Source organism: Thalassotalea sp. HSM 43, assembly GCF_004752005.1.
Taxonomy (GTDB): domain Bacteria; phylum Pseudomonadota; class Gammaproteobacteria; order Enterobacterales; family Alteromonadaceae; genus Thalassotalea_A.
The window spans coordinates 3,294,142-3,311,817 of the sequence record NZ_CP038493.1 but is presented as its reverse complement, the minus strand read 5'-3'; the positions used below and the strand labels follow the sequence as shown (position 1 = coordinate 3,311,817).

Sequence of the window (17,676 nt, the reverse complement as noted above, 5' to 3'; positions counted from 1 at the left end):
TTCTCCCTAGCGATCCACGTCGGCCATGACGTAATCGATACTTCCCAAGGTGGCAATCAGGTCAGCGACCATTTGCCCGCGAGAGATCACCGGGATCATTTGCAAGTGGGCAAAGCTTGGGGTGCGAATGCGAGTGCGATAGCTCATGGTCGAGCCATCACTGACCAAGTGATATGCCATAATGCCTTTTGTGGCTTCGACACTAACCGACACTTCGCCCGGCGGAATAACTGGCCCCCAGGATACATTGACAAAATGCGGTATCAAGGTGTCGATATCGGTCATGGTGCGCGATTTATCTGGCGGTGTGGTGGCGATATGGTCAGCTTTGTATGGGCCTTCTGGCATATTTTCTAAACACTGTTTAATAATGCGGATGCTTTGGCGCATCTCTTCGACTCGAACTTTACAACGATCGTAGCAATCGCCGTTGTGACCAACGGGCACATCAAACTCAAATTGATCGTAACCGCCATAAGGACGTTGCTTACGAAGATCCCAAGAGTAACCGGTTGCTCGTAAACCCGGTCCGGTAACGCCCCACTCGATGGCTTCTTTGGTACTATAAGCACCAACATGTACGGTTCGCTTTTTCAATAATTCATTGGCCATAACCATCTTGTCGTATTCATCAAGACGCTTTGGCAAATACTCGACGTATTCTCGCACCAACTTGTCCCAACCTTTTGGTAAGTCTTGTGCGACGCCACCAATACGGAAATAGCTTGGGTGCATGCGCGCACCAGTGATGGCTTCAATAATGGCAAACAGCTTTTCACGGTCGACAAACATGTAAAAGATTGGCGATAAGGCACCAATATCTTGGGCAAATGTGCCGTAAAACAATAAGTGTGACAGGATGCGAAACATCTCGGCGGTCATAATACGAATGACTTTCGCTCGCTCAGGTACTTCAATACCCGCGAGCTTTTCCACCGCCATAACATAAGGGAAGTTATTCATTACACCACCGAGGTAATCAATGCGGTCGGTGTAAGGTATGTAACTGTGCCAAGATTGGCGCTCACCCATTTTTTCAGCGCCACGATGGTGGTAACCAATATCGGGCACCGAGTCGATAATCTCTTCCCCTTCCATTTGCAGCACAATGCGAAATGCACCATGAACACTAGGATGGTTTGGGCCAAGATTTAAAAAGCTAAAGTCGGCGGTTTTGCTGTGTCGTTTCATTCCCCATTCTTCAGGGCGAAACTTTAACGCTTGTTGTTCAATGTCTTGCTGACTGTCCGGCAATTGAAATGGATCCATTTCGGTGGCACGGGCAGGATGATCTTTTAATAACGGATGACCAACCCACGTCGGTGGCATTAAAATTCGGGTAAGATGTGGATGGTTACGAAACTCGATGCCAAACATGTCATAGACTTCTCGTTCATACCAATTGGCGTTAGGCCAGATATGCGAAATGCTGTCGACACCAGTATTGCCAACATTTAAGGCTAATTTAATGCGTACATCACGATTGCGCTGATAACTGCGCAAATGATAAACCAGGGTAAAATCGGCAATCTGCTCAGCCAATCGATGTTCGCGCAAACGCTCATCAATGGCGGTGATGTCAAAACAAAAGTCAAAGCCTTCATTAACACCATCACGCAGTACTTGCATTAAGGTTAATAACTGTTGCGGTTTGACCCAATAGGTTTCGATGCCATCTTTAATCGCTTGATCTGCGCCTTCGGGTTGCAGTTCAAGGCTTGGACTCTCAGCGAGAATTTCATCAAGCAAGGCAATATCAAACCTTGGTTGCCACTCTTTACTGCCGCTTAAAAAGTGAGGGTTATTGCTATCACTCATACGCTGTCCGGTTCATCCAGTTGGCGCACGTCGATGCGACTTTGCTGTTTAATATCCCGTAAAGAGGGCTTATCTATTTCTCGCACCCCCTGCTCACCAACAACGTAACTTACCGGTCTTGGTTGATTGGCAATTTTGGTTTGCAACAATAATAAACCTTCCATAAAGGCTTCTGGACGCGGCGGACAACCCGGCACGTAAACATCGACGGGGATAAATTTATCGACACCTTGAACGACCGAATAGATGTCATACATGCCACCGGAATTGGCACAAGAGCCCATCGAAATAATGTATTTAGGTTCGAGTAGCTGGTCGTATAGGTGACGAATAACCGGTGCCATTTTGCGAAAGCAAGTACCAGATATCACCATCAAATCAGCTTGTCTTGGCGTGGCGCGAATAACTTCGGCACCAAATCGAGCGATATCGTGGCGCGAGGTAAAACTGGTGGCCATTTCCACATAACAGCAGGATAAGCCAAAGTTAAATGGCCAGATTGAATTCTTACGACCCCAATTGAGCAAATCATCAAGCTTGGCAAACAATACGCTGCGCTTTAAATCTTGCTCAGCCTGAGCACGCGAGTCTTGCATTTGTTGATCAAGGGCTGCCTTTGTTAATGACCATTCCATTACAGCTCTCCTGATTGTTTGATGGACTCGTTCGGTAATTTCACCGGTTTGTGTTTATGCTTCAGTTCAAGCGCACCTATGCGCCATACATAGATTAATGCCGCTAACAGAATAAATATGAAAATAGACGCCTCGATAAATCCGGCTAAACCGACTTCATCAAAGGCAATGACCCATGCAAATAAAAAGATGGTTTCTAAATCGAAAATGACAAAGAAAATGGCGTAGAGGAAAAAATGACTGGTAAAACGGCTATTCGGCGCATCAGCGGCTACAATGCCAGATTCATAGGGGGTATGGGTGTGACGGCGATCGGTTTTGGGACCTAGATTTTTCGCCAAAAACAACATCAAGGCCAATAGCACGACCAAGGAAATAAAATACAAGGCAATAGGCCACAGCGTTGTACCACTGTCTGCATCTGCCAGTGTTGTTGTTGCGAGAACGCCTGATGTTATTACTGTTATTATCGACATAGTTCTGGTGCAAAGCGCCCCATGCTAAGTAGCGATAGCCAACAATACCGAAAACAGTTGAAGCCTAATTAGTTGCTCAACTCAGTGATTCTTATCGTACCTCAACGCCCGTTGCGTTGAGTTGTTGTTTTTGTTACTGATTAAATAATAGACAAAGAAATGAAAAACTTACAAAGATTTACGACAGAACTTGGTAAGTTTTTTCATGGCAATTTAGGAATCGCGAAATCTGGCATCACAGTGGACTTTTAGCGAACTGTATTAAGGCCTCGCCAGCAAGGCGATAACCAACCCATTCGGTCAAAGGTTTGGCGCCTATTGATTGATAAAATTCGATGGCTGGCGTATTCCAATCCAGTACGCTCCATTCAAAGCGACCACAGTCTTTAGCCACGGCTAACCCAGCCAAATGACGCAATAGCGCTTTGCCAGCACCAATACCACGAAAGTCTGGCGAGACATACAGATCCTCAAGATACAAACCGTTTTTCCCTAACCAGGTTGAATAATTAAGGAAAAACACCGCAAAACCTACAACGTTATCATCGGCATAACATAGTACCGCTTGGGTTGTGGTGTGAGGATCGAACAAGCTAGCGCGAATATCATCGGCGGTTGCTGCCACTTCGTGCTCGGCTTTCTCATATATCGCTAATTCTCGTATGAAATGTATGATGGTCTCGGCATCGCTGGCAACTGCGTCTTTAATGATAATATTGGCCATGTTGTGCTCCTGTGTCGGATTGCCTATTGTTTTGGTTTCGCTTTAGCACTTAGTACATAGCTCTTAGCTCTTAGCACTTAGTCCTTAGCACTTAGTCCTTAGCACTTAGCTCTTAGTCCTTAGCTTTTAGCTTTTAGCTTTTTGACAGACTAACTAACAAACTGATATTAATAGCTCATTATTATAGGTGTAAGGAACCATGATGCTGGTGTTTATCGTCTTTGGGCTGCTGATGTGCTATTTCTGCCTGCAAATGGTAGTAAGACCGGCACAGTTTGCCGAGCGTATCATTCACTTTAGCCACTGGCGCTATTTTCACCCGTTTGAAATTTTAACCCGCTTGGGGTTTGGTTTATTGTTCATTACCTATGCTCAAGCAACACGTTATCCGCTATTTTTCGATATATTTGGTCTGTTGATGGTCTTGGTGGCGTTGGGTTTGACCTTTACGCCGGTAAAAAAACATCAAGCATTTGCGCTCCAAGTAGCGCAACAACTTAAACCCTACTTTCGTTACGTCGGCTTACTTACCTTACCTTTAGGGCCGTTTATTATTTTAGCTGCAATCTAACCTCGAGCCTAACACCCACGCCTAAAACCCACGCCAACTGTGCAAGCAACGGGCTCGGTTTAACACGAAGTATCTTTGACTTGAGCGAATGCCCTGACCGGAAACGTACCGACATTTTTCATTTTCACCGGCACGGCAAAAAATTGAAAATCGCTATTAGGCAATGCATCTAAATTACACATATGCTCGACGATAAGAATATCGGCACCGAGTAAAGTCGAATGTACCGGTCGACTATCACTGCTGACATCATCAATATTGTAGGAGTCAATACCCACCAATTTCACCCCGTTATCACGTAAGTAAACTGCGGCATCGGCGGTTAGATATGGGTGCCCTTCAAAGTATTGTTCGCTATTAAAATGCCGACACCATAAGGTTTGTACTAACACCGCCTTGCCTTTTAAATCTACGCCCGTAAAGTAGCGTTTATCAATGGCGGTAACATTATCTTCAATGACGATCTTAATGGCCGGCAAGTCTGCTAAAGCCTGTAATTCAAGCTCGGAGAGGTCTCTACCTTCTGCATAACGATGAAAAGGCGAATCAAGATAAGTTCCAGTGTTAGAGCACAATTCAATAGAGCTTATCAAGAATGATGTACCTTGCTGATAATGTTGTTTCGAGGCTTCACGACTCAAGAAATCACAAACTAACGGCGCGGGTAAACCCTTATAGGTAATCATTCCTTCTTCGATGGTATGACTTAAGTCGATGAGTTTATTCATATATTTAGCTTCAATGATGATGTTAGGTATTACTGTAACAAGAACAGAGATTTGCGCAAATAACGACACCTATTTAGCAACGTTAATTAAGCCAAATAGCTTAGCCAGGTTAAAACAGTGCCAATCGCTGCCAAAACCAAAATGCTGCCAGCGAGCCAATTAAGTAACTGATCATCTTATGAAGTGCCGGCAATGATAGCGCCTGAGTAAGGTTTGTTTTTAATGAAAAGCTGTTTCGGCCGAGCCAATATAGGCCATACAAACTGGCGATAAACAATAATTGCCCGACTTCTATACCGAGATTAAAAAACAGTAAACTGATCAGTTTGTCATTTTGCGGCAAGCCAATATCAGCTAAAACCGATGCGAAGCCAAAACCATGTAACAAGCCAAAACTGGTGGCGACTATCGCCGGATAACGCCAGGTTAAGGTAGAGCCTTGCGGTTTAGTCAGTTCAACGGCAAGGAACAATATCGATAAGGCGATAATGGCTTCAATAGGCACAATATCGACCTCAACCAATTGCAGGCTCGTCAGCCCAAGTGTTATTGAGTGAGCAATGGTAAATCCGGTAATTGTCCACACTAACTTGCGCCATCCTCTGGCAAAGAATATCAAGCAACCGATAAAGAGCAGATGATCTACCCCTAACCAAATATGTTTCACTCCTAACTCGGCATATGCCAACCAGTCTTTATCAGCAACTTGCTGTGTATCTAATTGCCATTCTGTTTGCTGCGGCCCTAACAGCATCGTGTACTTTGCCGCATGGTTTAATTTAATCTCGACTAAGCTGCTAATTGAAGGGTTAGCTTTCGGGTAATCAATGCTAAATTCAGTACTTTTATTTAATTCACTGCAGTGCAACATGATTTGATAGGTTCCGGCTTCAAGACCTTGTTTTACCGTGGATTTTTGTGTGCAAACTGGGGGAATTATGATGCTTGGTTGATTGTCCCAAGCGAGACTTTGCGGCACTCGCCAACTCAAAAGAACGTCTTGATTGCTCTGTTGTACTAATTTGATATAAAGCGGTCGAGACTCATGGCTTTGCACCATGAATGATGGCAAAAAATAGCACAGGCACAACACGATTATTGTTAAGGTCATTGTCAGCCAACGTTGATTTAATTGGCGACTTGATTGACGGTCTTGTACTTTAGCAATGGCGTTGTTAATCACAAATCTACCTTGGTGTGAAACTGCTCAACAATGTCATTTATCGCGGCACGCTTGTCTTTGTTTTTTTGCTGGCGTATGAAGTCTTCGGTAACTTGTGCTTTGACCTCGTTAAATTCAGGAGATCTTGCGGCTTGACGCTTAAACACTTTGACGATGTGCCAGCCATGGGCTGATTGATATGGGCCTTGCCAATTCGCGTCATCTACAATGGTTTGTGCAAATATCTGCTCTGTAAACAACGGTCCAAAATGGTTCATAATCAAAGATTTAGGCCGCTCAGCATAATGGCGGTTATACATAAACAAGTCTTGCTCAATGGCTTTATGGCCATTTACTTTGGCATTTAACATGGCCATGGCTTGTTGTGCTCGTGCATCGGCCGATAAGGACGAGCGAGTGTTTTTATCTGAAAAATACTGATGACTAAAAGTTATGAACTCTGGTTGTCTATATTCGTCTTGATGCTCAATAAAATACGCTTGCAGTGATTGCGGTTCTGGTGGCGATGACGCAGAAATATCTTCGGCAATAAACTCCATTTTTTGAATCAGTCGCTTCTTAATGATGTAATCATTTTTATCGAGATTCATTTTCAGAGCTTGTCGGTATAACGCTTCTTGTTGGGTGTATTCGTCAATCAACTGTTGTTTTTGCGTTGCCGATAATTTACTCAAGTTCTGCTCAGCCTGACCTGGCTCAAACGCTTGATAACGGTATTGCATAAACGTCAACAACCCTTGCTTATCAATAACAATGGTATCTTGTTGTTGAGCAGATATGTCTTCAAAAAGCCAATAGATCACCGCTCCTAAAAACAAGAAGTGCACTAATGGTTGTCGAATTAGCTTGGTGATCATCATTTACCTTATTATTGTGTTGATGATTATTGCGCCTGAATTAACGTTAATTCAGGCGTTTTTTGCAAACAGTAATGTTAATCGTATGCCGTTTGGCTGCCCGCCTTAATTATTTCGGTGTATACCAAATCGGTGAGCTGTATGCGCGTTCTTGGATCACCGCGTCGTGCTCTTTGGGATGCTCAATACCCAAGGCTAAGCTGTCATATAATGTGTGCCTAGGGGTCGGGATCTGTAACACTCGAACATAATAGAAAGCGCGCATCGCAGGATCGAAATCTTTATCTTCCCAAACCACAGTGAGCTGCTCGGTACCAATATCATTGGTGTATAATCCGGTATCCATATCAACGGTATTACCAACAGGCTCGATGCTGCCATCTTTTGCCATATCGCGCTCTCCTGACCAGGCGACGTTATACACTTTTTCCTGCGCTTTGCCTGAAGCATCAACCCAGCCTTTTACCACCTGAACCCGATCAAGATTGGCATCGATTGGATCTTTAACCGCTTGAATAAGCAACTTAGGGCTATTTTGCTTACTACCTGGGGGTAAATCACTGCCCATAGGCACGCCTTTGCTATAACCAATGTCCGCCAAATCGGCAGCGGTTGCGTCCGCCTCTTTAAAGTCCCAACCGGCAAAAACTCTAAGCTTTATACGCGGTCCTGATGTGCCATAAACCTCTTTACGTTTAAAGGCAGCAACAATCGCTTCTCGAGTATTCTCTGCGGCCCAAACCGCTGCCAAACCTGACGCTGACATATCCCATCCGGTCACGCCAGGAGCGCCTTGTAAATCCTTGCCTTCCGGTCGGGAATCAAGGGAAAACTTACCCCAAAAGTTATCTTCTTCGGTGCTTGCAATACCAGTGTGCGCATCAGTTGAGCCAATCAAGCCGGCTTTATATGGGTTAACACCAACTTTTTGTTCAATCTCCAAACCACGCATTAACGCACTGCGAACATAGGATGCCGCATGATCTATTTCTGGTTCATCGCCTCCCTCACCACCAACTTTAATTAGGTGTTCGTACGTTTCAAAATCGGCAAATTCATCATCAGGCGATAGTGAACTTTTGGTTTCTGAGTCGCCTTTTATTTGGGTTATCTCAATAATAGGCTCCCATTGAATACGAGTTTTTGCGTACTCTGCGGTAATAGCATTGCCATCGCTGTCGACATTTTGGAACATCAAGCCCGCTGAGATATTTGAACCATGAGGGATGGCAACAAAGTTTGCGCCGGTTTCTTTTGATGTTTTATCAAGCCAGTTCCACAAGTCCTCTGGGCGATCACTCTCAAAGGCACTGTAGGGTGTAAACTGTTTCGCAACGGACGCATCTTCAGGCATAAACACCACGCGATGCAAGTTCGCGCCATTTGGCAATGAACTCCATTCCCAGCCAATCAATGTGGTAAATTTTCCCGGCTCATTATGTTTTTCAGCGGCTTCGTATATTTCTTGCCAAACCGTATTTCTAACGCGTTCGCTGAATAATTCTGGATTGGGTGTAGAGGCATTAACGTCTTTTATCAATTCAAAAAAGACATCGGTACCTTTGCCATTTTTGATCATTTCAATGTATCGCGCACCGGTTTTGGTTTTCAGTAATTCTTTATCACCTTCCCAGAGCATTTTAGGCACACCAGCGTATTCGGCATGATCCGTTACTGCTAAGAAATCCAATGGCGTATGCAAACGAACTTTGGCACGACTGTCATCGGCCATAATGGGCAGACCTTTAGCGAACCGATAGGCGGTATCGGGGTCTACATTAGTGTTTTTGTTTACGTAGGCATCGGGCGATAAATTAGTGTGCAGGTGTGTATCACCCCACAGTAAAACAGTTGGTCCATCGCCACCATCATCGGCAAGCAGTGGTAATGATGAGGAGATAGTTAAAAGTGCAATGGTGGCGGTTAAGGCTTTCATAAAACCCTCGAAAAAATGAATAGTGAGTTGCCAAATGCAACCGATTAATACGACATCAATATAGGCTTGAGCGTGCGCGCTCATTATTTTTATCGTGACTATACAAATCTATAAATGCTAATTAAAAGGTAATGCAAGTCGTGTATTTTTCCACTTTAATCGGCTAATTGACGACTTTTAAGCCTCAAATCATGACAATTAAGCGCTGTTCCATTTAATGAGTGGCAAAAAGCGGCAATAAAAAAGCGCCTAGGTAGAGGCGCTTTTATTGAGGGCGTTAAGGGTATTAACGCAGATTTAAGGCTAAGGTAAAGACTTAGTCATCACTGCCATTAAGCAGATCCGATAGCGTTTTAAGGCGAGTCAGTGCCTGCCCATGAATACTCTTTTTCGGATAGCTCCCGTCACGTTTGGCGGTACCAGCCTTTTCATCAAGCAATATCTCTAGCGCTTGGTCGACATTATCGACCGCGTAGATTGCAAAATGTCCTTGCTGTACGGCGTCAATAACGTCTTGGTCGAGCATCAAATTCATCATATTGGTTTTTGGGATAATAACCCCTTGATTACCGGTTAAGCCCTTGTCCTTACATAGACGATAAAAGCCTTCGATTTTTTCATTTACGCCACCAATAGATTGCACCCCACCATGTTGATTCATTGACCCGGTGATGGCGATTTCTTGTTTAATCGGCAAACCCGTAATCGATGAAATCAAAGCACAAAGCTCGGCCATTGAGGCGCTATCGCCATCGATATGGCCATAGGATTGCTCGATAGCAATATTGGCGGAAATGGATAATGGAAAACTTTGACCGTATTTATGACCCAGATAACCGATTAATAACAAAACACCTTTTGAGTGAATCGACTTACCAAGTTCAGCTTCTCGTTCAATATCGGTAACCCCTTGCGCACCAGCATATACCGTAGCGGAAATACGAGCAGGCGTACCAAATACGCTGTCACCAATTTCCAGTACGGTTAAGCCATTGACATTACCGACGGCTGCACCTTCTGTCGAAATAAGGACCTGTTCTTCTTTAATTTCCTGTAACCAAGTTTCGCTTAAGCGCCCAGAGCGACGTTTTTTCGCGGTAAGTGCGGCTTCAACATGGCTGGCTTGAATGGTCTCTTGATCATCCATGCGCCAAATAAACACCGCTTCGTCCAATAAGTCATTTATATTGACGATATTGGCCGACAACTTATTTTGATGCTCTGCTTTGCGCAGTGAATAACGCACCAATAAACTGACTGCTTCATCATCGACATACGGGTAGTCATGTTTTGCCGCATGTTGACGTATCAAGGTCGCATAAGATCTTAAATTTTCATCACTTTTGTCAACATGACGATCAAAGTCAGCTAATACCCGAAACAGCTCGGTAAATTCCTGATCGTACTCTTGCAAGGTGTAATAAATTTCCGCATTGCCAAGTAATACTACTTTGACTTTTAGAGGGATTTTTTCAGGCTCTAAAGAGACGCTGCCACCAATACTCATCTCTGCATAAGGGTGTTCAATTTGGATTTCACCGGTTTTCAACGCCAACTTTAAGCGCTGCCATACCATTGGCTGAGATAACAGCTTTTCCGCGTCCAGTAATAAATACCCGCCATTGGCTTTATGCATGGCTCCGGCACGAATTAAGCGGTAGTTGGTATACACCGCACCTTGAATCGATGAATAATCGAGGGTACCAAATAAATTTTGAAATGTTGGGTTTTGCTCATAAACAACCGGAGCGCCGTCGTTGCTTTCTCGCGCAACCAATAAGTTTGGCATAAAGCGTTCAACCAGTAATTTACGACAGGCTTTATCATCTCGAGGATTATCTGAATTTTCATCAACCAGAATATCCAGTACCACTTCGGTGATATGATCTTTTACCTGACGCAAATATTTAAGCACGCCAAGGTTGGCGGTAAACTCATGTTCAAGCTCTTTTAAAAGCGGACGAATACTTTGTTCTGCGGTATCGAATTTCAATTTCCGCAATGCCACACTTGATTCACGTTTCCACAGTGGCAGCTCAAGCAACTTCTCGCTGAGCATGGTTTCAAGCTCTTCTAGCAAGTGATAAAAGGCGGTACGGGTCTTTTCATCGAGATTGGCAAATTCTTTGTCACCTAGCGGCTTACCATCGACCAATGGCGAAAAACTGATTTCACCCTTCTCTTCGTATAAGACAACATCTTTTGAATAGGCATACTCTTCGAGCTCTTCAATCGCCGAGTCATAGCGTTTGTTAAACTCACGGTCGATGGCGGCTCTTTGACGTTGGTAGCCTGGGTTATCAAAAATTTCAGGGAACAAGTCGAGTAAGTCATCGAGCAAATCGTTAATTTTTGCCTGTAACTGCTTGCCTTCACCGGCATTCAAATAGAGCTTGTGAGGCGCTTGGGGATCATCAAAATTATTGATATAACACCACTCATCAGCAGTGTCTTCATTGGACGCGAATTCCGCCAGCATTTGGCTAATCAGCGTTTGTCGTCCGGTGCCCGGTTCGCCTTTAGCAAACACGTTAAAACCGTTAGACGTCATCGACAGACCAAAATTCAGCGCTTCTTTGGCGCGATCATGGCCAATAAATTTCTGTTTTACTTTGTCATCAACAACCGATTGGGTAAACAATTGTGCAGGCAACGCTGCGGTTAACTGTTCAACGGGAACCTGTAACGCATCTGTAGTCGCTGTCATCTACTGTCCTTATTTTTATTGCTTAAGGCCAGTGTAAACATGTGTAGCGGCAAAAATCAAAGCCTAAATAACCGCAATGTCACGGATTGAATTCAATTGCTTAAATATTGTGCTCAAATGCCTGTCGAATGTAGCTCGTGTGACCACAGTTTGGACAGTCTATGACTTTACACGCATGGGTGATATCCATCTTATGTTGGCAATTGGTGCAAATGATACGGCCAAAGCCAATTAAGTCACCGCTTTTGTATACGCCATCATGGTCTATATCATCGAGAAACTCTTGCCATTCTACTTGGGTTTGATCGGTCATATTCGCCAGGTGCTGCCACATCCCTTCTTGCAAGCCAACCAAATACAAAGACTGTTCGGCATCTTGTTGATAATGACGATAAAAGCCAAACAAATCATGTTTAAAGCTGTCGATGCTCAATTGATATTCATTGACCGATACGTCAGCAGCCGCATCGATGAGTTGTTCGGCTTTGCTAACCCATTGTTTAACATTATTCATTTCATTGGGCGCGGCCTCATTTAGCCAGTCACCAATGCGATCGAATAAGCTTTGATATTGCTGATTTTTCTCTGCCACTTTGAGCTCCTCGTTAAAAGCTCCCATTTGTTTTAAGTATAGTCACAAGAAAGCATTGTGAGACAGGGGCGAAATAAGGTAATATTGCCGCCATATTTTTAATTTGGGATGTTGCGCCTCAAGCACTACCAACAAGGCGAAAAATACGCCTTAACGAAACTTTGGTAGCGGCGCTTTACGACAATCATATTCGGAAAATCTTTTGATGGAAGCCATTTACAATCCTCAATCTATTGAGCAAAAAATTCAGCAACGCTGGATGGAGAAAAAAACATTTAAAGCCAAAGAAATTGAAGGCAAAGAAAAGTTCTACTGCCTATCAATGTTCCCTTACCCAAGTGGGCGCCTGCATATGGGCCACGTTCGTAACTACACATTGGGTGATGTGATCAGTCGTTATCAACGTCTGCAAGGCAAAAATGTTTTACAGCCTATGGGTTGGGATGCGTTTGGTTTGCCGGCAGAGAACGCGGCGATTAAAAACAAAGCCGCGCCAGCATCTTGGACTTATGAAAATGTAGATTACATGCGTAACCAACTTAAGTCGCTTGGTTTTGCCTATGACTGGGATCGTGAATTTGCGACCTGTCAAAAAGATTACTACCGCTGGGAACAATGGTTTTTCACCAAGCTTTATGAAAAAGGTTTGGTCTATAAGAAAAACGCCACGGTAAACTGGGATCCAGTTGATCAAACCGTATTAGCAAATGAGCAGGTTATCGACGGTCGCGGTTGGCGTTCAGGCGCTATTGTTGAGCGCAAAGAAATTCCACAGTGGTTTATCAAAATCACCGATTACGCGGAAGAGTTATTGAGCGACTTGGATCAGCTTGAAAACTGGCCTGAGCAAGTAAAGACCATGCAACGTAACTGGATTGGTCGCTCTGAAGGCGTTGATATGACGTTCGATTTGGCTGACAGCGACGAAAGTTTTGATATCTACACCACTCGTCCTGATACCGTAATGGGTGTTACTTACGTCGCATTGGCCGCCCAGCATCCGTTGGTGTTAAATGCTGCGAAAGACAATGCCGCGCTAGCCAGCTTTGTTGATGCATGCAAAAACAACAAAGCCAGTGAAGCGGAAATGGCGACCATGGAAAAACTTGGTGTTGATACGGGTCTTAAAGCGATTCACCCGCTAACCGGTGAACTTGTGCCAGTATGGGCTGCGAACTTTGTCTTGATGGATTACGGCTCTGGTGCGGTTATGTCAGTACCAGGTCATGATCAACGTGATTATGAATTTGCCAAAAAATACGGCCTTGAAATCAAACAAGTCATTAGCGCTACCGAAGGCGACGATATTAACCTAGCCGCTATCGTTGAGAAAAATACCTTAGTAAATTCTGGTGAATTTGACGGCTTAGATTTTGATGCCGCATTTAAAGCGATTGCCGCAAAACTTGAATCTCTAGGTAAAGGTAAAATCACCGTAAATTACCGCTTGCGTGATTGGGGTGTTTCTCGCCAACGATATTGGGGCGCGCCAATTCCAATGTTGACATTGGAAAACGGTGAATCAGTACCTGTACCTGAAGACATGCTACCCGTTGAGTTACCGGAAGATGTGGTTATGGATGGTGTTACATCGCCAATCAAAGCCGATCCAGAGTGGGCAAAAACAACCTACAATGGTCAGCCTGCATTCCACGAAACCGATACCTTCGACACCTTTATGGAGTCGTCATGGTACTACGCCCGTTATTGTTCTCCTGAGCACGATACTGGCATGTTGGATCCACAAAAAGCCAATTACTGGTTGCCTGTAGATCAATACATTGGTGGTATTGAACACGCCATTTTGCATTTATTGTATTCTCGCTTCTTCCACAAACTACTACGTGACGTCGGCTTAGTTGAATCCGATGAACCGTTCAAAAGCTTATTGTGTCAAGGTATGGTTTTAGCGGATACCTATTACCGTGAAGAAAGTAACGGTGCACAAACCTGGATTTCACCGACCGATGTTGATGTTGAACGCAACGACAAAGGCCAAGTTATTTCAGCAAACTCAAAAGTTGATGGCATGCCGGTTATTTCTGCTGGTATGAGCAAAATGAGTAAGTCAAAAAACAACGGTATTGATCCTCAGGAAGTTATCGACCTATTTGGTGCCGATACCGTTCGTTTGTTTATCATGTTCACCTCGCCACCAGAGCAAACACTCGAATGGTCTGATGCTGGTGTTGAAGGTGCGCATCGCTTCTTAAAACGTGTTTGGAAATTGGTTCATGACTTTACCGAAGCCGGTGATGCCTTAGCATTAGAGCAAGTAACACTTGAAGCAGCACATAAGAACCTTCGTCGTGAAGTACACAAGACCATCACTAAGGTCACCGATGATATTGGTCGTCGTAATACCTTTAATACGGCTATCGCAGCCATTATGGAATTGATGAACACACTAGCGAAAGCCAAGCTAGAGTCAGACGCTGATAGAGCGGTAATGAAAGAAGCGGTGCAAGCGATTGTCTTGATGCTTACGCCAATTACCCCGCATTTAGGTCATGAACTATGGGCACTTGTTGGTGACGGCAGCGAAGTTGAAGAGGCCGTATGGCCACAAGTTGACAAAGCAGCCTTGGTTGAAGACGAAAAATTGGTTATTGTACAGGTAAACGGCAAATTACGTGCTAAGATCACAGTAGCAAGCACTGCTTCTCAAGAAGATGTTGAAAAACAAGCTCTTAATGAGGAGAATGTTACTAAGTTTACTGAAGGAAAAACCGTTCGTAAGGTCATTTATGTACCTGGCAAACTGGTGAATATTGTGGCCAATTAATGTCATTAAAAAAAACCATTAAAAATCTGTTCACCCTGACCGTAAGCGCTTTGCTTACGGTCTCTCTAATCAGTGGTTGTGGATTTAAACTGCGCGGTGATTACTTACTTCCCGAGCAACTGCAAACACTTTATGTTAGCTCCCCGGATCCCCATGGTGAGCTGACTCGTTTGGTTAAACAACATTTGGCCGTCAATGACGTCAATATTGTAAAAACCGCCGATACCAATATTCCACATCTTCGTATCGTTAAAGACGGTTTAAGTCGTCGTACCTTGAGCTTATTCGAAAACGGTCAGGTTGCCGAATATGAACTGACCTACTCGGTAAGTTACGAAATCATTGTTGCTTACGATGAAAGTCAACAATTTAATTTCAACGTCACCCGAAATTATCAAGATGATCCCGATAGAGCATTAGCAAAGTCACGAGAATTAAGCTTACTGCGCAAAGAAATGCGTTTGGAAGCTGCTGATATCATTCTTAGAAACCTTGCCAGTATTGAAATTTAAGGTTGTCTGATTAATGCGCATTTATCATAGCCAACTCAACAAGCAGTTACAGAAAAAACTTGATCATACGTTTTTAGTATTTGGTGATGAACCTTGGCAGAAAAATGACGCACTTGCGCAAATCAAATTACACGCCAAGCAACAAGGTTACGATGAACTGATTCGGTTCAGCAATGACGAACACTTTAACTTTCATGACTTGCTCAATGAATTTAACAGCATGAGTTTATTCTCAAGTCTGCGCATCATTGAAATAGACATGGGCAACAACAAAGTTAATGAGCAAAGTAGTAAGGTTTTAACCGAGATTGCTGAACTGCAAGCAACCGGGCAATCCGATGTGATGTTGATCTTGCATGGCAATAAGTTAGATGCCTCAAGTAGCAAAAAGAAATGGTTTAAAACCTTAGAAAAGCAAGGCTGCTACATTCCCTTGTATGACCTTGAAGGCAAAGGTTTAACGATTTGGTTGTCTCAACAATGTCAGCGCCTCAACTTAAACTTAAGCGCAGATGCGCAACGCATGTTGATTGACTTTTTTGCTGGTAACATCCCTGCTCTAGCGCAAGAAATGGAAAAGCTAATGTTGCTGTATAATCAGCAGTACATTGACGCCAACCATTTGGAATCATTACTGATACGCCAATCTAAGTTTACGCCATTTCAATTAACCGACGCTTTATTGGCAGGCGAACTTAGCAAAGTTAATGACATGCTTACGCAAATGAAGCACGAAGGCGTGGTGGGCGCACAATTGATTTGGGCACTGCATAATCAGTTAAGTCAGTTAGAGCAGATGCAAACTCAGCTGAGTCAAGGCAGCAGCTTTAACGATGTCATGAAGCAGTTTAAAGTCTGGGATAAGAAAAAGCCGCTCTACCAAAATGCCTTAAAACAGGTATCAATTAACAACATCAAACAAGCGAAAAAACGTTTAGGGCAAGTCGACTTGATCAGCAAAACCGCCAGTGATTTCGACCCGTTTCTTTTGCTTAGCGATGTGTGCATCAGTGTTTACTTTGCCGATGGTACACAAGCATTGGCGCTAGATTACGATATGCAGGCATAAACAGTCGATTCACGAGCGAATTATGATGAATCAACAACGTATTGGCATATTTGGCGGCACCTTTGACCCCATACACTCAGGCCATATCGAACCATGTAAAGACCTCGCTAAGGCGCTAAACCTTAGCCAAGTGCGCCTCATGCCTGCCAACATTCCACCTCATAAAGCGGTAGCTCATGCCAGCAGTCAACAACGCTTAGCGATGATTACATTAGTATGTCAGCATGAACCATTATTTGTCTGCGATGACAGAGAATTGCAACGCCAGCAAGCATCATATACGTTAACTTCGATCATCGAACTTCGAGCAGAGAACCCTGATGCGCAGTTGTTTTTCTTCATTGGTACCGATTCATTATTGAATTTACATACCTGGTATCGCATCGATGACATCTTGCAACACTGTCATTTTGTGGTTAGCACTCGTCCAGGCTATGATCCAAGCGACATATCCAACTCCCCACTGCACGACAAGATTCGCGATGATGTCAATCAAGTATTGGCCAAGCCTTCTGGACTGATATTGTTGCTAACTACTTGTCAAATAGACATTTCTTCAACACAAATCCGCCACAGTATAGAAACTGACCAACAACAAAATTTGCCTTTACCTGACTACATCGCACGCTACATTAAAGAAAATCAGCTATATCAGCGTCCAAGCTCTGTAAATTAGCGCCAGTTCGGGCTAGAATAGCCGAAATGAGTAAGCAATTTTATGGCTATATACGGCCTTTAACCGACCAGTAAGGAATCCTATTGCAAACTGAACAATTAGTTGAATTTGTCCTAGAGCAACTAGATAACATGAAAGCTCGCGATGTTGTCACCATAGATGTGCAAGGTAAAGCAAGCTTTACCGACTTTATGATTATTTGCTCGGGTAACTCTACACGTCACGTAAAATCAATCACCGATAACTTACATACCGAAGTAAAACGTTCAACGTTTGATAGTTTGGGTATTGAAGGTAATGATATTGGTGAATGGGCGCTGCTTGATTTAGGCGATGTCGTTGTCCATGTTATGACGGATGACATTCGCGACTTTTATCAGTTAGAAAAACTTTGGACTGAAGACTAG

The 17,676-nt window shown here is 43.7% G+C and carries 16 protein-coding genes; 6 read left to right on the top strand and 10 right to left on the bottom strand.

The features are described 5' to 3' along the window. Nucleotides 1-6 precede the first annotated feature (6 nt). The 4 genes from nuoC to E2K93_RS14485 form a co-directional block, all read right to left on the bottom strand. Nucleotides 7-1,818 (bottom strand): NADH-quinone oxidoreductase subunit C/D, encoded by a 1,812-nt coding sequence (gene nuoC, locus E2K93_RS14500; protein ID WP_135439786.1) that lies wholly within the window; start codon nucleotides 1,816-1,818, stop codon nucleotides 7-9. Further along, a complete protein-coding gene (locus E2K93_RS14495; RefSeq protein WP_135439785.1) occupies nucleotides 1,815-2,453 on the bottom strand; it encodes a NuoB/complex I 20 kDa subunit family protein in 639 nt (212 codons plus the stop codon). The genes nuoC and E2K93_RS14495 overlap by 4 nt, the downstream gene beginning before the upstream one ends. Next, nucleotides 2,453-2,929 (bottom strand): NADH-quinone oxidoreductase subunit A, encoded by a 477-nt coding sequence (gene ndhC / locus E2K93_RS14490; RefSeq protein ID WP_135439784.1) that lies wholly within the window; start codon nucleotides 2,927-2,929, stop codon nucleotides 2,453-2,455. The genes E2K93_RS14495 and ndhC overlap by 1 nt, the downstream gene beginning before the upstream one ends. Before the next feature lie 235 nt (nucleotides 2,930-3,164). Next, complete coding sequence (locus E2K93_RS14485; protein WP_135439783.1) at nucleotides 3,165-3,653, bottom strand: GNAT family N-acetyltransferase; 489 nt, start codon at nucleotides 3,651-3,653, stop codon at nucleotides 3,165-3,167. Nucleotides 3,654-3,855: 202 nt separating this feature from the next. Here E2K93_RS14485 and E2K93_RS14480 point away from each other — a divergent pair, with 202 nt between their 5' ends. Then, nucleotides 3,856-4,224, top strand: a complete 369-nt coding sequence (locus E2K93_RS14480; protein WP_135439782.1) for a hypothetical protein — start codon at nucleotides 3,856-3,858, stop codon at nucleotides 4,222-4,224. Between the two features lie 59 nt (nucleotides 4,225-4,283). Here the strand turns inward: E2K93_RS14480 and E2K93_RS14475 are convergent, their stop codons facing one another. From E2K93_RS14475 to E2K93_RS14450, 6 genes are all read right to left on the bottom strand, one after another. After that, nucleotides 4,284-4,952, bottom strand: coding sequence for a cyclase family protein (locus E2K93_RS14475; protein ID WP_135439781.1), 669 nt, complete (start codon nucleotides 4,950-4,952; stop codon nucleotides 4,284-4,286). Nucleotides 4,953-5,061: 109 nt separating this feature from the next. Next, entirely contained in the window at nucleotides 5,062-6,135 is a 1,074-nt protein-coding gene (locus E2K93_RS14470) for a HupE/UreJ family protein (protein WP_135439780.1), read from the bottom strand. Continuing rightward, entirely contained in the window at nucleotides 6,132-6,995 is an 864-nt protein-coding gene (locus E2K93_RS14465; protein WP_135439779.1) for a peptidyl-prolyl cis-trans isomerase, read from the bottom strand. The genes E2K93_RS14470 and E2K93_RS14465 overlap by 4 nt, the downstream gene beginning before the upstream one ends. Before the next feature lie 106 nt (nucleotides 6,996-7,101). Further along, complete coding sequence (locus E2K93_RS14460) at nucleotides 7,102-9,012, bottom strand: DUF3604 domain-containing protein (protein ID WP_228445327.1); 1,911 nt, start codon at nucleotides 9,010-9,012, stop codon at nucleotides 7,102-7,104. A 232-nt stretch (nucleotides 9,013-9,244) separates the two neighbouring features. Beyond that, nucleotides 9,245-11,635, bottom strand: coding sequence for a Lon protease family protein (locus E2K93_RS14455; protein WP_135439778.1), 2,391 nt, complete (start codon nucleotides 11,633-11,635; stop codon nucleotides 9,245-9,247). A 100-nt stretch (nucleotides 11,636-11,735) separates the two neighbouring features. Next, nucleotides 11,736-12,227, bottom strand: a complete 492-nt coding sequence (locus E2K93_RS14450; RefSeq protein ID WP_169130072.1) for a zinc ribbon-containing protein — start codon at nucleotides 12,225-12,227, stop codon at nucleotides 11,736-11,738. Between the two features lie 205 nt (nucleotides 12,228-12,432). On the opposite strand from E2K93_RS14450, the gene leuS reads away from it, so the two are divergent. The 5 genes from leuS (at nucleotide 12,433) to rsfS (ending at nucleotide 17,676) form a co-directional block, all read left to right on the top strand. Continuing rightward, the gene (gene leuS / locus E2K93_RS14445; RefSeq protein ID WP_135439776.1) at nucleotides 12,433-15,012 is read left to right on the top strand and encodes a leucine--tRNA ligase; all 2,580 of its coding nucleotides are present in this window, start codon (nucleotides 12,433-12,435) and stop codon (nucleotides 15,010-15,012) included. Next, entirely contained in the window at nucleotides 15,012-15,524 is a 513-nt protein-coding gene (gene lptE / locus E2K93_RS14440; RefSeq protein ID WP_135439775.1) for an LPS assembly lipoprotein LptE, read from the top strand. The genes leuS and lptE overlap by 1 nt, the downstream gene beginning before the upstream one ends. A 13-nt stretch (nucleotides 15,525-15,537) precedes the next feature. Further along, nucleotides 15,538-16,593 (top strand): DNA polymerase III subunit delta, encoded by a 1,056-nt coding sequence (holA, locus tag E2K93_RS14435; RefSeq protein WP_135439774.1) that lies wholly within the window; start codon nucleotides 15,538-15,540, stop codon nucleotides 16,591-16,593. A gap of 22 nt (nucleotides 16,594-16,615) precedes the next feature. Further along, nucleotides 16,616-17,269 carry a nicotinate-nucleotide adenylyltransferase gene (gene nadD / locus E2K93_RS14430; protein WP_135439773.1) on the top strand — a complete coding sequence of 218 codons (654 nt, stop codon included), beginning with the start codon at nucleotides 16,616-16,618 and terminating at the stop codon, nucleotides 17,267-17,269. A gap of 83 nt (nucleotides 17,270-17,352) precedes the next feature. Next, entirely contained in the window at nucleotides 17,353-17,676 is a 324-nt protein-coding gene (gene rsfS / locus E2K93_RS14425) for a ribosome silencing factor (RefSeq protein ID WP_135439772.1), read from the top strand.

Bases quoted from the DNA above. Each gene is read 5' to 3' on its own strand.
- ndhC (WP_135439784.1), bottom strand. From the start codon at position 2,929: ATGTCGATAATAACAGTAATAACATCAGGCGTTCTCGCAACAACAACA.
- E2K93_RS14475 (WP_135439781.1), bottom strand. From the start codon at position 4,952: ATGAATAAACTCATCGACTTAAGTCATACCATCGAAGAAGGAATGATT.
- nuoC (WP_135439786.1), bottom strand. From the start codon at position 1,818: ATGAGTGATAGCAATAACCCTCACTTTTTAAGCGGCAGTAAAGAGTGG.
- E2K93_RS14455 (WP_135439778.1), bottom strand. From the start codon at position 11,635: ATGACAGCGACTACAGATGCGTTACAGGTTCCCGTTGAACAGTTAACC.
- E2K93_RS14485 (WP_135439783.1), bottom strand. From the start codon at position 3,653: ATGGCCAATATTATCATTAAAGACGCAGTTGCCAGCGATGCCGAGACC.
- holA (WP_135439774.1), top strand. From the start codon at position 15,538: ATGCGCATTTATCATAGCCAACTCAACAAGCAGTTACAGAAAAAACTT.
- E2K93_RS14465 (WP_135439779.1), bottom strand. From the start codon at position 6,995: ATGATGATCACCAAGCTAATTCGACAACCATTAGTGCACTTCTTGTTT.
- leuS (WP_135439776.1), top strand. From the start codon at position 12,433: ATGGAAGCCATTTACAATCCTCAATCTATTGAGCAAAAAATTCAGCAA.
- E2K93_RS14480 (WP_135439782.1), top strand. From the start codon at position 3,856: ATGCTGGTGTTTATCGTCTTTGGGCTGCTGATGTGCTATTTCTGCCTG.
- lptE (WP_135439775.1), top strand. From the start codon at position 15,012: ATGTCATTAAAAAAAACCATTAAAAATCTGTTCACCCTGACCGTAAGC.
- E2K93_RS14495 (WP_135439785.1), bottom strand. From the start codon at position 2,453: ATGGAATGGTCATTAACAAAGGCAGCCCTTGATCAACAAATGCAAGAC.
- nadD (WP_135439773.1), top strand. From the start codon at position 16,616: ATGATGAATCAACAACGTATTGGCATATTTGGCGGCACCTTTGACCCC.
- E2K93_RS14460 (WP_228445327.1), bottom strand. From the start codon at position 9,012: ATGAGCGCGCACGCTCAAGCCTATATTGATGTCGTATTAATCGGTTGC.